A 13351-nucleotide genomic window follows, 5' to 3' on the forward strand; every position below is an offset into this window, starting at 1 on the left:
ACCTAGGCGAGGAACTCCCCGTCGACGTACACCCACGCCCCGTCGACCCGCTCGAACCGGCTCCGCTCGTGCAGCGAGCCGCCGCGGTACGAGGCGCGGAAGGTGACCGTGCCGGTGGAGTGGAACGCGGACCCGTCGGTCGTGTCCAGGATCTCCAGCCCGGTCCACCGCATCCCCGGGTCCAGGTCGAGACGCGCCGGCCGCGTCCTCGGATGCCATGTCCGCAGCAGGTACCCCGCGTCGCCCTGCACGAAGGCGCTGTACCGCGAACGCATCAACGCCTCGGCGCTCGGCGCGGACGCCGCCCCCGCATGGAAACGGCCGCAGCACTTCTCGTACGCCTCGGGCAGCCCGCACGGGCAGGAACGCGTGGTCATGGCGGCCATTGTGCCCGCTCGGAGCGCCGTCCCGGAAAAGCAGAAGACCCCTGCTCAGCAGGGGTCTTCTCTGGTGTCCGAGGGGGGACTTGAACCCCCACGCCCGATAAAGGGCACTAGCACCTCAAGCTAGCGCGTCTGCCATTCCGCCACCCGGACAAGGTGTCTGTCGCGCGGGGTGTTCCCCGTGGCGACGACGTAAACATTACCAGGCTTTCTGGGGTGTCCGATCACCCCCGCTCCGGCGTGAACGGCGTGTGACGGGCCGGGTCCGGTCTTGGGCCCGGACGGCCGGAGGGGGAGGATGAGGGGGACCCACCAGCAGTGACAGCGGGAGGAAGCACGTGAGCGACTCGGGCACGGCCAGGAGCGTCACCGGCGAGGACGAGGTCGTCGACCTCTGCCGCGAGCTGATCCGGATCGACACCAGCAACTACGGCGACCACTCGGGCCCCGGCGAGCGCAAGGCGGCCGAGTACGTCGCCGAGAAGCTCGCCGAGGTGGGACTGGAGCCGCAGATCTTCGAGTCCCACCCGGGACGCGCCTCCACGGTGGCCCGGATCGAGGGCGAGGACCCGTCACGGCCCGCGCTGCTCATCCACGGCCACACCGACGTCGTCCCGGCCAACGCGGACGACTGGACCCACCACCCCTTCTCCGGCGAGGTCGCCGACGGGTGCGTGTGGGGACGCGGCGCGGTCGACATGAAGGACATGGACGCGATGACCCTCGCGGTCGTCCGCGACCGGATGCGCAGCGGGCGCAAGCCGCCCCGGGACATCGTCCTCGCGTTCCTCGCCGACGAGGAGGCCGGCGGCACGTACGGCGCGCGGCACCTCGTCGACCATCACACGGACCTCTTCGAGGGCGTCACCGAGGCGATCAGCGAGGTCGGCGGCTTCTCCTTCACCGTGAGCGAGCAGCGCCGGCTGTATCTGATCCAGACGGCCGAGAAGGGCATGCACTGGATGAAGCTGACCGTGGCCGGCACCGCCGGGCACGGGTCCATGATCCACCGCGACAACGCCATCACCGAGCTGTCGGAGGCCGTCGCGCGCCTCGGCCGGCACACGTTCCCCGTCCGGGTCACCAAGACGACCCGGGCCTTCCTCGACGAACTGGGCGACGCCCTCGGCACCGAGCTCGACCCGGAGAACATGGAGGGGACCCTCGCCAAGCTCGGCGGCATCGCCAAGCTCATCGGCGCGACCTTGAGCAACACCGCCAACCCCACGCAGCTGGGCGCGGGCTACAAGGTCAACGTCATCCCCGGCGAGGCGACCGCGCACGTCGACGGCCGGTTCCTGCCCGGACACGAGGAGGAGTTCCTCGCCGACCTCGACCGGATCCTCGGTCCGAAGGTGCGGCGCGAGGACGTCCACTCCGACAAGGCCGTCGAGACCACGTTCGACGGGGCCCTCGTGGACGCGATGCAGTCCGCGCTGGTCGCCGAGGACCCGGCCGCGAAGGCCATCCCGTACATGCTCTCCGGCGGGACGGACGCCAAGTCCTTCGACGACCTCGGCATCCGGGGCTTCGGCTTCGCGCCCCTCAAGCTGCCGCCGGAGCTGGACTTCGCGGGCATGTTCCACGGCGTCGACGAGCGCGTGCCGGTGGACGGCCTGCAGTTCGGTGTGCGGGTGCTCGACCGGTTCATCGACGCGTCCTGATTCGGCCCGCTGAAACGAGACTTCACCCTTCACCGGTATTCGACCGCGCGTGCGGGAGGTTACCGGGAAGGGTGAATGCGCTCATAAGCTCGTAGCCTCATTACTCCGTCCTCGTTACAGGTGATGCGATCGGCAATTTCGGATCGCCTTTGTCAACTAGGAGGAATAATGCTCAAGAAGGTCGTCGCCGCTGCGGTTGCCACCGGTGGTCTGGTCCTCGCGGGTGCGGGCATGGCCGTCGCCGACTCCGGTGCCCAGGGCGTCGCCGCCCACTCCCCGGGCGTCGCTTCCGGCAATGTCGTCCAGGTGCCCGTGCACGTCCCGGTGAACGTCTGCGGCAACACGATCTCCGTGATCGGCCTGCTGAACCCCGCCTTCGGCAACGTCTGCATCAACAAGTGACGTTGCGTCTCGCCCCGTGAGGGTCTGAGTCCGTCGGCCCCGGAGCGCGCCATGCGCTCCGGGGCCGGCCGCCTTCGAGGCAAAGAAACATCAGCGTGCAGCAGCGTCGGAGACGACGGAATTCCCGGCGCTACGGGACTAGGGCAAGGCAGGGATTTCGGAAATGCGACAAGTCACCCGCAAGGGCCTGATGACGATGGCGGCCGCCACCGGTGTGCTCGCCGCCGCGGGCGGTGCCGCCCACGCCGACTCGGGGGCGCACGGAGCCAGTTCGAATTCGCCCGGCGTACTCTCCGGCAACACGGTGCAGGTGCCCGTGCACGTGCCGGTGAACGTCTGCGGCAACACGGTCGACGTCATCGGCGTCCTCAACCCGGCCATGGGCAACGCGTGCGCCAACCGGGGCGGCGACTCGTCCGGCGGATACGGCGACTCCGGCGGCCACGGCGGTGCGCACGCCGGCGGACAGGCCACCGACTCGCCCGGGGTCGGCTCCGGCAACACGGTGCAGGTGCCCGTGCACGTGCCGGTGAACGTCTGCGGCAACACCGTCAACGTGGTGGGCGCCCTCAACCCGGCCACGGGCAACGACTGCGTCAACGGGGGCGGCGGAGATCACACCACCCCGCCGGGTGAGCCCGGTAACCCCGGTGAGCCGGGTAACCCCGGCAACCCTGGTGAGCCGGGTAATCCGGGCGAGCCCGGCAACCCGGGTAACCCCGGCGAGCCTGGTACGCCGGGTAACCCCGGCACCCCGGGCGACGAGACGCCGGGCGGCTCCTCGCACATCAACCAGCCCGGCGCGCAGACCGTCACCCAGCCGCGGGGCGACGCACAGCTCGCCGAGACCGGCAGCGGGCTGCCGCTGGGGCTCGCCCTCCCGGTGGGCGCGGGTGCGCTGCTCGCGGGCACGGTGCTCTACCGCAAGGCACGCGCCTCGGCCTGACGCGGCGGACCGGCACACGGAGCGGGCCCCGCACACCGGCGGGGCCCGCTCCGCTTCCGTCACCGGCGCCGGGTCGCCCCCGGCGCCGCCGGTCACCAGGTGGCCCGCACCTGGCGGATGATCCGCCGCCGCAGCCGCACCTTGCGACTGCCGTCGCGCAGCAGGCTCAGGCGGTACAACTCCCAGTGTCCGTACTCGGCGTGGTCGGTCAGCAGACGTGTCGTCTCCTTGCGGGAAACCCCGCGTGGCACGTACACGTCGACAAATTCGTATTCCGGCATCGCATCTATTGTGCGGGCTGGGGCCCGGTACGGATAGCGTCTGCACTATGTCTGATGCTGCGCAGCCCACCGCTGCCGAGGTACGCGCCGCCGCCGAGGCGGTCAAGACCGCGCTCGACCGCCACCTGGCCGCGGTCGAACGCCGGTCGGGGGAGGACGACCCGGCCGTCTACCAGGCGTTCAACGAGCTGGCCGCGGCCGCGGAGGCGTACGACGAACTGCTCTACGACCGCTACGACGAGGTGACCCCCTTCGAGATCCCCGGCGCGGACGAGACGCCGCCCTACACGGGCCCCGAGGAACCGAACGCGCTGAGCGTGCTCATCCGCCGCGACTACGCCGTGGCGGAACCGCAGCGGCTGATGGCACAGGCGCGGCGGATCGAGGCGGCCGACGACGAGGCGGCCGTGGGCGCGGACGTCGCCGGCACGGTCCACGGGGCGCTCGGCATCCTGTTCGGCGAGTTCGAGGCGGACGAGATCGCCTCCCGGCACAAGGAGTTCGGCCTGGAGGAGGGCGACTCCACGCTCTGGGTGACGGCCGCCGACGAGAGCGCCGAACCGGGCGAGTGGCTGGACGCACCGTTCGACCAGGTCGATCCCCAACGCGTGGTCTGCCGCTTCGACGTCAGCGCGGTCTTCGACGACGAGTTCGACGACGATGACGAGGACGACGTGCCGGAGCTCGAGGAGGACCTCGACACGGACCTGGACGAGGAAGCGGACGGCGAGACGGACGGCGAGCCGGAGCGGCTGCGGGCGGACCGCTGAGCGGCCCCCCCCGAGACGAGCGGCGGCGGTCACGGGGTACGTCCCCGTGACCGCCGCCGTCGCATGTGCCGCCGGGCGACCGCGCCCGGCGGGCTCAGCCGCCCACCGGAACCTGCGGAGTGAGCAGTGCCGGCAGCCGGGTCGTGCGCGGCTTGGCCTGCACCTCGGCAACGGCACGGGGCAGCGCCTGGTCCACCCCGTGCACCACGGACAGGTGCCGGGCGGCCCGGCCGAACGCCGTGTAGACCCACGGGCGGCTCAGCGCCTGCGCGGCGTCGCCCGGCAGGACCACGACCACCGCGGGCCACCGGCCGCCGACCGCCTGGTGAGCGGTCAGCGCCCACCCGTGCCGCACGGTCCGCTCCAGCCGCTCCTTCGGGACCACGACGGACTCGCCCGCGCAGGACAGGTGCAGTCCGTGGGCGTCGGCTCTCACCACCCGGCCCGGCAGCGTACGGCCCGGCACGGGGGAGTAGGCGACACGGTCGCCGGGGTCGAAGCCGCCGAAGCGGCCGGGGCCCGGGTTCAGCCGCTCCTTCAGCGCCGCGTTGAGCGCCCGCGTGCCCGCCGCGCCGCCGTGGCCCGGCGTGATCACCTGGGTCTCCTCGGCGGGGACGCCGATCGCGCGCGGCACCGAGTCCGCGACGAGCTGCACGGTGCGGTGCACGGCCTCGCCCGCGTCCCGCACGGGCACGATCACGACCTCCTTGCCGGGCGCCTCCACCTGACTCAGCTCACCGATGCCGATGCCGGAGACCAGCTCGCCCAGCGGGCCCGGGTCGGGACGCCGCGAGGCGATCTGGGGACAGATCCGCGCCGCCAGCAGATCCGCGAAGACCCGCCCCGGACCCACGGACCACAGCACCCCCGGGTCACCGGCCAGCACCAGCCGTGCCCCGTCGGGCAGCGACTCCGCCAGCAGGGCGCCCGTCTCCACGTCCACCTGCGGCGCGTCGAGCACGACGAGCAGATCGAGGTCCAGCGCGCCGTCCGCGTCGCGCCCGGGCCCCTCGGCGCCGGCCAGCAGCCCGGCCAGGGTGACGACGGGGGTGCCGTCCGGGAGCGGGCCGTCCGGTGCGGGGGAGTCCGGGTGCGCCGCGGGGCGGTCGGCCGACAGGGCGGCGAAGCGGTCGCGGCCGAGCGGGCCGTGCGCGGCGGCCCAGGCCCGCAGCCCGAGGCCCCGCGCGGCACGCAGCAGGGCCGCAGGTTCGGCCAGGGACGCCTCCCCGCCGGTGTGCAGGACCAGCCCGTGCGCAGCGACCGCACGGATCAGGTCGGCCGCGGAACCCTGCGTGGACGCGGCGGCCCGCTCCCAGTCCTCCGCCGCCCCGTCCTGCTTCGGCACCGAGTTGACCAGCCGGGCCAGGCCGTCGGCGAGGCTCTCCTCCGCGAGCGCGTACCGCTCCAGACCGACCAGGACCCGGACCGGACGTTCCTCGGCCTCTTCCGTGCCCTCCGTCCCCGCGTCCACGGTGCCGGGGCGGGCGCCGGTCTCCTCCAAGGCGTCCTGGAAGACCAGGGCCTCGCCCTCGGCGAGCGTGCTCTGTACGGCGGCGTCGGGATCCGGCACGCCCCGCTGGGCCAGCGCAGCCGTGAGCCGCGGCAGCTCCAAAGCCGTATGGCCGGTCAGGGCCGCCTGCTCCAGCAGCCAGACGGTGATCGCACGTCCCCGCCGCTCGTCGTCCGGGCCGCACTCCGCGCCGAGCAGCGCCCGGGCGAACCCGTCGGCCTGTTCCGGCCGCACACCGGCGACCCGGAGCAGCTGCCAGGGATCCGCGCGCAGCGACTCCTCCGCCGCCTCACCGAGCAGCGCGGCGGTCTGCGGCGCGAGCGTCTCGGGGGCGCCGCCCTCGGCCAGGACGCGCCGCACGGCCTCGACGGTCTCCGGCGCGGGCCCCGCGGGCCCGGCGGCCGGCTCGGCCGGCGCCGGCTGCGGGCGTCGTACCGGCTCGGGGGCGGGGCGGCGGGGCGCGGGCCGGGGCTCGCCGAAGACCGTGGCGGCCGGCTTCTCGCCGCTCTCCACGGCGCGCACGGCGGCGAGCAGCTCGGCCGCCGTGCCGCTCAGCTTGGCCCCGCTGTCGATCCGCTGCTGCTTCTCGGCCTTCCGCCGCTCGATCCGCTCCCGCTCCAGCCGCTGGGCGGCCAGCTCGGCCTCGGCCTCCGACAGCTGAGCCGCAGAGCCCTCACCCGCCGCATCGGCGCCGTCCCCGGCCGGCTGCGCGTCTTCGGCGGCCGGCGGCTCGCCCGCCCCGGCGGTCTCCCCGGCAGTCGCCTCGGCCCCGGCGTCGTCGGGCTCCGGGGCCCCCGGCTCCTCGGCGGTCTCCGCGTCGGCGGCCCGGTCGCCGGACGGGGCCCCGTCCGTGGCGTCGTCGGGCTCGGCCTCCTGCGCGGTGCCCGGCGCTCCCGGCTCGGTGTCCACGGCGTCCGCGGTGTCCTCGGCGGGTTCGGGCTGCGTGCTCACAGCGTGCTCCAGTCGTGATCGGGATAGCGGTGCACGGGCGCCGACACGTCGTCGAGCGCCCGGCAGATCTCGTCAGGAAGACTAAGGCTCTCCACTGACAACGCCGCCGTGAGCTGCTGCGCGTTGCGCGGGCCGATGATCGGGGCGACCACCCCGGGCCGGTCCCGGACCCAGGCGAGGGCGACCTGGAGCGGGGTCACCGCGAGCCCGTCCGCCGCCGTCGCCACCGCGTCCACGATGTGACCGGCCGTGTCGTCCAGGTAGGGCTCGACGAAGGGGGCCAGGTGCTCCGAGGCGCCCCGCGAGTCCGGCGGCGTCGCGTCCTTGCGGTACTTGCCCGTGAGGACGCCCCGGCCCAGCGGCGAGGAGGGGAGCAGACCGATGCCCAGGTCCAGCGCGGCCGGCAGCACCTCGCGCTCGACGCCGCGCTGCAGCAGCGAGTACTCCATCTGCGTGCTCGCGAGCCGGGTGCGCACGCCCGGCGCCGCCAGCTGCCAGGTCGCCGCCTTGGCCAGCTGCCAGCCACAGAAGTTGGAGACCCCGGCGTAGCGGGCGCGGCCGCTGCCGACCGCCACGTCGAGGGCGTGCAGCGTCTCCTCCAGCGGCGTGTGCGGGTCGAAGGCGTGCAGATGCCACACGTCGACGTGGTCCGTGCCCAGCCGGGCCAGGGAGGCGTCCAGCGCGGAGAGGAGATGGCCGCGCGAGCCGTCGAAGCGGCGGTCGGGATCCGGCACGCTGCCCGCCTTGGTGGAGATCACCAGGTCCCGGCGCGGCACCAGGCGTTCCATGAGCCGGCCGAGGAGATACTCGGCCTCTCCGTCGCCGTACACGTCGGCGGTGTCGACGAGGGTCCCGCCGGCTTCCCAGAAGGTCTTCAGGAGGTCAGCCGCGTCGTGCTCGTCGGTGTCCCTGCCCCAGGTGAGGGTGCCCAGCCCGATGCGGGACACACGCAGGCCGGTGCGGCCGAGATGCCTCTGCTCCATGAACGCCGACATTACTGGCCACGGCTTGCGCTGTGGGGGCCTGTGGACAACCGAATCGGCACGCTAGGGTCGGGGCACAACAGACGTTACTGATCGGTAAGGGGAATCGGCCATGCAGCTCGGGATCAACCTCGGCTACTGGGGTGCCGGAATGGACGCGGACAACCTGGCCGTCGCCAAGGAGGCCGACCGGCTCGGCTACGCCGTGTGCTGGGCCGCCGAGGCCTACGGCTCGGACGCCGCGACGGTGCTGACCTGGGTCGCCGCCCAGACCGAGCGCATCGACGTCGGCTCGGCCATCTTCCAGATCCCCGCCCGTCAGCCGGCCATGACCGCGATGACGGCCGCCACCCTCGACTCCCTCTCCGGCGGCCGGTTCCGCCTCGGCCTCGGCGTCTCCGGGCCGCAGGTCTCCGAGGGCTGGTACGGCGTGAAGTTCGACAAGCCGCTCGCCCGCACCCGCGAGTACGTCGAGATCGTGCGCAAGGCGATGACCCGGGAGCGGCTGTCGTACGAGGGACAGCACTGGACGCTGCCGCTGCCGGGCGGTCCCGGCAAGCCGATCAAGCTGACCGTGCACCCGCAGCGTGAGCACATCCCGCTGTACATCGCCGCGATCGGCCCGAAGAACCTGGAGCAGACCGGCGAGATCGCCGACGGCGCCCTGCTGATCTTCCCGTCCGCCGACCACCTGGAGGAGACCGCGATCCGGCACCTGCGCGCCGGGCGCGAGAAGGCCGGGAAGACCCTCGAGGGCTTCGACATCGTCCCCACCCTGCCGCTCGCCCTCGGCGACGACAAGGACGTCACCACGCTCGCCGACACCTTCCGCCCCTACACCGCGCTCTACGTGGGCGGCATGGGCAGCCGCAAGCAGAACTTCTACAACCAGCTCGCCCAGCGCATGGGGTACGAGCGCGAGGCCGCCGAGATCCAGGACAAGTACCTGTCCGGCGACAAGCAGGGCGCCGCCGCGGCCGTGCCGCACGACCTGATCGACCGGACGACCCTGCTCGGCAGCGTCGACCGGATCGCGGACCGGATGAAGGCCTATGCCGCCGCCGGTGTCACCACGCTGACCCTCGCTCCCGCGGGCTTCACCCTGGACGAGCGGCTCGCCTCGCTCCGCGCCGGCACCGAGGCCCTGGAGCGCGCCGGGCTCGCCTGACGCGCGATCCGTCGTCGAAGTTCCGCGGCCGTGGTGGGGGCTCGGGGGGTCTTCCCCGCCACGGCCGTCACGCGGAACAACGCGTCCACCCGCGTGTGGTTACGCCCTCTCGTCCGCGCGCCCTCCCTCTTTCGGCGGAGTTCCCCGTCGCACCTGTTGCCGTGTTCCGCGTCCCGCACTTGACTCGTTCTTCGCGGAGACCGCGGAGACCGCGGAACCTGCGCAGCCCCGCGGAGGCAGAGAGGTGCCAGCGATGCTTTCGGCCAAGAGTCTGTTCCAGGAGATCATCGACGACGACGAGGCGTTCCGTCTGTTCTGCTCCATCGCCGCCAGCGGCGAGTCGCAGGGCGGCTGGGAGAACGCGCGCATCGCGGCGCTGGTACCGGAGAGCGAGCGCCGGCTCGCGCCCAAGATCACCCGGCACGGCGCGGACGAGGACAAGCACGGGCGGATCTTCAACGCCCTGCTGAAGAAGCGCGGTCTGGAGCCGGTCGACGTGCCCCCCGACACGGACTACACGATGCTCCTGGAGCGGCACGGCATCGGCCTCGCCCACGAGAAGCTCAAGGCCGACCGGCCCCTGACCGTACGGGACGTCATCACCTACCTCGCGCACAGCAGGGTCACCGAGCAGCGCGCGGCCGAGCAGATGGCGATGCTCCTCAAACACTTCGCGGACCACCCCGACCTGGGGCGGGCCGTGCGCATGATCTCGGCCGACGAGGACAACCACCTCGCCTACTCCCACGAGGAACTGCTGCGCTACGCCGCCGCCGGACACGGCCGCTACATCCAGCGGACGCTGCGCGAGTGCGCGCACGCCGAGATCCGCGTCCACCGGGACGTCAGCCTCGCGGTGATGGCCCGCATGGGCCGTCTGCTCGGCTGGTCCCGGGCGCGGTCCGCGCTGCTCGCGGCGGGCATCCACGCGGTGTACGCCTACGAGCGGCTGGCCGGCTGGCGCCGGATGGTGACCCTGCGGACGCCCGAGCGGCGCGACGCCCTCGGCGGACCCGCGACCCCGGCCCCCGAGCTCGCCTGAGGGGCCGGGGTCGCCGCGCTACAGCCAGCCCCGCCGCTTGAACGTCCGGAACAACAGCACTTCCAGCACGGCCATCACGACGATCACCGCCGGGTAGCCCCACACCCAGCGCAGTTCCGGCATGTGCTCGAAGTTCATGCCGTAGATCCCCGCGAGCATCGTCGGCACCGCCGCCATGGCCGCCCACGCGGAGATCTTCCGCATGTCGTCGTTCTGCCGGACGCCCGTCTGCGCCAGGTGCGCCGACAGGATGTCCGACACCAGCCGGTCCAGGCCCTCCACCGACTCGTTCACACGCGTGAGGTGGTCGCTCACGTCCCGGAAGAAGGGCCGGGCCCTGTCGTTCACGAACGGCACACCGGCGCCGAACGCCCCCGTGCCGGCCAGCCGGGCCACCGGAGGCGCCAGCGGCCCGGTGGCGCGGCGGAACTCCAGGACCTGCCGCTTGAAGTTGTAGATCCGCGACGCGGTGTGCCGCGAGCCGCCGCCGTCCGGTGAGAAGACCTCCGCCTCCAGCTCCTCCAGGTCGGTCTGCAGCTCGACCGCCACGTCCAGGTAGTGGTCGACGGCGGCGTCCGCGATCGCGTACAGCACGGCGGTGGGCCCCTTGCCGAGCAGTTCCGGCTCGTGCTCCAGGCGCTGCCGCACGGCCTTCAGCGGGGAGCCCTCGCCGTGCCGGACGACGACCACGAACGCGTCGCCCAGGAACAGCATGAGCTCGCCGGTGGACACGGTGTCGCTCTCCGGCTCGTACACCACCGGCTTGAGGACGACGAAGAGCGAGTCCTCGTACACCTCCAGCTTGGGCCGCTGGTGTGCCTTCAGGGCGTCCTCCACGGCCAGGGGGTGGAGTCCGAACTCCTGCGCGACCAGGTCGAACTCCTCCGCCGTCGGCTCGTGCAGCCCGATCCAGACGAAGCCGCCCGCCTGCCGCGCCTCGCCGAGCGCGTCGGAGAAGTCCTCGGGCCCCTCCGTCCGGTGCCCGCCCCGGTAGATGGCACAGTCGACGATCACCGAACGCCTTCTCCCCTCGCCCCCGTCGCCCTCGCACCGTGCGGTGCGCCTACCCTGGCCGCATGCCCACGCTGATCCTGGTTAGGCACGGACGTTCCACCGCCAACACCGAGGGGCTGCTCGCCGGCTGGACGCCCGGCGTCGCCCTCGACGAACGCGGGGCCGCGCAGGCCGCCGCGCTGCCCGGGCGGCTCGCCGGCCTGCCGCTCGCCGAGGTCGTCGCCAGCCCGCTGCAGCGCTGTCAGGAGACGATCCGGCCCCTGCTCGACGCCCGCCCCGGACTGCGGGCGCACACCGACGAACGCATCGGGGAGTGCCACTACGGCGACTGGTCCGGCCGCAAACTCGCCGAACTGAAGGACGAGCCCCTGATGGAGGTCGTGCAGGCGCACCCCTCCGCGGCGGCGTTCCCCGGCGGCGAGTCGATGCGCGCCATGCAGACCCGCGCCGCCGAGGCGGTACGTGAGTGGAACGCGCGCGTGGAGCGCGACCACGGCGCGGACGCCGTCTACCTCATGTGCTCCCACGGCGACATCATCAAGTCCCTCGTGGCGGACGCACTCGGCCTCCACCTCGACCTCTTCCAGCGCATCTCCGTCGAACCCTGCTCCGTCACCGCGATCCGCTACACCCGGCTGCGGCCGTACCTCGTCCGCCTCGGCGACACCGGTGACTTCGCCTCCCTGGCGCCGCGCGAGGAGCCCCCGGAGGGCGACGCCCCGGTCGGTGGTGGTGCGGGCGCACCGTGATCGTCGGCCGCAGTAGGGTGAAGCGATCGCAGTGCCCGCCCCCCGAATCCCGCTTCCCCCGACTTCCCATGGAGACAGGACGTGTCCCGTCAGGTGTTCCTCTACGACCAACCGGATCGTTTCGTGGCCGGCACGGTCGGGCTGCCCGGACGCCGTACGTTCTTCCTCCAGGCCATCGCCGGCCCCCGGGTGACCAGCGTGGCCCTGGAGAAGACGCAGGTCGCCGCACTCGCCGAACGCATGGACGAGCTCCTCGACGAGGTCGTACGGCGTAGCGGCGGCAGCACCGTCGTCCCCGCCGTGGCCCCCGCCGAGAACGCCGACACGGCGCCGCTGGACACTCCCATCGAGGAGGAGTTCCGGGTCGGCACCATGGCGCTCGCGTGGGACGGCGAGGACCAGTGCATGATCGTCGAGGCGCAGGCCCTCGTCGAGCTCGAGGCCGAGTCCGAGGAGGACCTGGCGGAGGCCGAGGAGCGACTCCTCCAGGACGAGGAAAATGGCCCCCCGATGCTCCGGGTCCGCCTTACCGGCGCGCAGGCCAGGGCCTTCGCCAAGCGCGCCCTCGACGTCGTCAACGCCGGGCGGCCGCCGTGCCCGCTGTGCAGCCTCCCGCTCGACCCGGAAGGACACGTATGTCCGCGCCAGAACGGATACCGCCGCGGAGCGTGACCACCGACGCGGTGGCCGCCGAGCTGCTCGCCCGAGGCGAGCTGACCGTGCGCGGACGCATCCGTGAGGCGTCCAACGCGGCGCTGTACTGCACGGTGGCGCACGAGGGACGCGAGGCGGCCTGCATCTACAAGCCCGTGGCGGGGGAGCGCCCCCTGTGGGACTTCCCGGACGGCACGCTCGCCCAGCGCGAGGTCGCCGCGTACGAGGTCTCCGAGGCGACCGGCTGGGGCCTGGTACCGCCCACCGTGCTGCGCGACGGCCCGTACGGCGAGGGCATGGTCCAGCTGTGGATCGACACCGTGCCCGAAGCGGAGCTGCTGGCCCTGGTGGACGCCGAGGAGCCCGGCCCCGGCTGGAAGGCCGTCGCGTTCGCCGAGGTCGACGAGGGCCGCACCGCGCTGCTCGTGCACGCCGACGACGAGCGGCTGCGCCGGCTCGCCGTCCTGGACGCCGTCGTCAACAACGCCGACCGCAAGGGCGGCCACCTGCTGCCCGCGGCCGGAGAGCGGCTCTACGGCATCGACCACGGGGTGACCTTCCACGCCGAGAACAAGCTGCGCACGCTCCTGTGGGGCTGGGCGGGCGACCCGCTGACCGCGGAGGCCCTGGCGGCGCTCCACGCCCTCCAGGAGGGTCTCAAGGACGGCGCACCGCTGGCGGCCCGGCTCGGCGAGCTGATCACGCCCGCCGAACTGGACGCCACACGCGCGCGTGTCGGCGCCCTCCTGGAGTCCGGGAAGCACCCGGAACCGGGCGGGGAGTGGCCGGCCATCCCCTGGCCGCCGGTGTAGGTGCCCGACCCGCACAACGGCC

14 protein-coding genes and 1 tRNA gene are annotated in these 13351 nt (G+C 73.1%); 9 read left to right on the plus strand and 6 right to left on the minus strand.

From position 1 onward, the window contains the following. Window positions 1–2 precede the first annotated feature (2 nt). On the minus strand, window positions 3–377 hold the full coding sequence (locus tag IEZ05_RS14355; RefSeq protein WP_189230479.1) for a YchJ family protein: 375 nt from the start codon (window positions 375–377) through the stop codon (window positions 3–5). 71 nt (window positions 378–448) lie between these two features. Then, window positions 449–536: transfer RNA gene (locus tag IEZ05_RS14360), tRNA-Leu, on the minus strand. 185 nt (window positions 537–721) lie between these two features. Here IEZ05_RS14360 and IEZ05_RS14365 point away from each other — a divergent pair. The 3 genes from IEZ05_RS14365 (at window position 722) to IEZ05_RS36930 (ending at window position 3395) form a co-directional block, all read left to right on the plus strand. Continuing rightward, on the plus strand, window positions 722–2047 hold the full coding sequence (locus IEZ05_RS14365; RefSeq protein WP_189230480.1) for a M20/M25/M40 family metallo-hydrolase: 1326 nt from the start codon (window positions 722–724) through the stop codon (window positions 2045–2047). A gap of 168 nt (window positions 2048–2215) precedes the next feature. Then, on the plus strand, window positions 2216–2449 hold the full coding sequence (gene chpH, locus IEZ05_RS14370; protein ID WP_189230481.1) for a chaplin ChpH: 234 nt from the start codon (window positions 2216–2218) through the stop codon (window positions 2447–2449). A gap of 163 nt (window positions 2450–2612) precedes the next feature. Beyond that, window positions 2613–3395, plus strand: a complete 783-nt coding sequence (locus IEZ05_RS36930) for a chaplin family protein (protein ID WP_189230482.1) — start codon at window positions 2613–2615, stop codon at window positions 3393–3395. Window positions 3396–3487: 92 nt separating this feature from the next. Here the strand turns inward: IEZ05_RS36930 and IEZ05_RS14380 are convergent, their stop codons facing one another. After that, window positions 3488–3676 (minus strand): DUF5703 family protein, encoded by a 189-nt coding sequence (locus tag IEZ05_RS14380; RefSeq protein ID WP_161163089.1) that lies wholly within the window; start codon window positions 3674–3676, stop codon window positions 3488–3490. Window positions 3677–3723: 47 nt separating this feature from the next. Here IEZ05_RS14380 and IEZ05_RS14385 point away from each other — a divergent pair, with 47 nt between their 5' ends. Next, window positions 3724–4446, plus strand: a complete 723-nt coding sequence (locus IEZ05_RS14385) for a hypothetical protein (RefSeq protein WP_189230483.1) — start codon at window positions 3724–3726, stop codon at window positions 4444–4446. Between the two features lie 94 nt (window positions 4447–4540). Here IEZ05_RS14385 and IEZ05_RS14390 read toward each other — a convergent pair whose 3' ends face one another. Continuing rightward, window positions 4541–6907, minus strand: coding sequence for a helix-hairpin-helix domain-containing protein (locus tag IEZ05_RS14390; RefSeq protein ID WP_189230484.1), 2367 nt, complete (start codon window positions 6905–6907; stop codon window positions 4541–4543). Further along, the gene (locus IEZ05_RS14395; RefSeq protein WP_189230485.1) at window positions 6904–7890 is read right to left on the minus strand and encodes an aldo/keto reductase; all 987 of its coding nucleotides are present in this window, start codon (window positions 7888–7890) and stop codon (window positions 6904–6906) included. The genes IEZ05_RS14390 and IEZ05_RS14395 overlap by 4 nt, the downstream gene beginning before the upstream one ends. Window positions 7891–8002: 112 nt before the next feature. On the opposite strand from IEZ05_RS14395, the gene IEZ05_RS14400 reads away from it, so the two are divergent. Further along, on the plus strand, window positions 8003–9058 hold the full coding sequence (locus IEZ05_RS14400) for an LLM class F420-dependent oxidoreductase (RefSeq protein ID WP_189230486.1): 1056 nt from the start codon (window positions 8003–8005) through the stop codon (window positions 9056–9058). 253 nt (window positions 9059–9311) lie between these two features. Beyond that, window positions 9312–10100: a ferritin-like domain-containing protein gene (locus IEZ05_RS14405; protein WP_189230487.1), complete on the plus strand. Its 789-nt coding sequence runs from the start codon at window positions 9312–9314 to the stop codon at window positions 10098–10100. A gap of 18 nt (window positions 10101–10118) precedes the next feature. Here IEZ05_RS14405 and corA read toward each other — a convergent pair whose 3' ends face one another. Next, window positions 10119–11114, minus strand: a complete 996-nt coding sequence (corA, locus tag IEZ05_RS14410) for a magnesium/cobalt transporter CorA (protein ID WP_189230488.1) — start codon at window positions 11112–11114, stop codon at window positions 10119–10121. Between the two features lie 62 nt (window positions 11115–11176). On the opposite strand from corA, the gene IEZ05_RS14415 reads away from it, so the two are divergent. The 3 genes from IEZ05_RS14415 (at window position 11177) to IEZ05_RS14425 (ending at window position 13329) form a co-directional block, all read left to right on the plus strand. Continuing rightward, a complete protein-coding gene (locus IEZ05_RS14415; protein ID WP_189230489.1) occupies window positions 11177–11863 on the plus strand; it encodes a histidine phosphatase family protein in 687 nt (228 codons plus the stop codon). Between the two features lie 81 nt (window positions 11864–11944). After that, complete coding sequence (locus IEZ05_RS14420) at window positions 11945–12535, plus strand: DUF3090 domain-containing protein (protein WP_189230490.1); 591 nt, start codon at window positions 11945–11947, stop codon at window positions 12533–12535. Then, window positions 12499–13329, plus strand: coding sequence for an SCO1664 family protein (locus IEZ05_RS14425; RefSeq protein ID WP_189230491.1), 831 nt, complete (start codon window positions 12499–12501; stop codon window positions 13327–13329). Before IEZ05_RS14420 ends, IEZ05_RS14425 begins: the two co-directional genes overlap by 37 nt. Window positions 13330–13351: the final 22 nt, after the last annotated feature.

Source organism: Streptomyces flaveolus, from assembly GCF_014648815.1.
In the GTDB taxonomy this organism is placed as follows: Bacteria; Actinomycetota; Actinomycetes; order Streptomycetales; family Streptomycetaceae; genus Streptomyces; species Streptomyces flaveolus.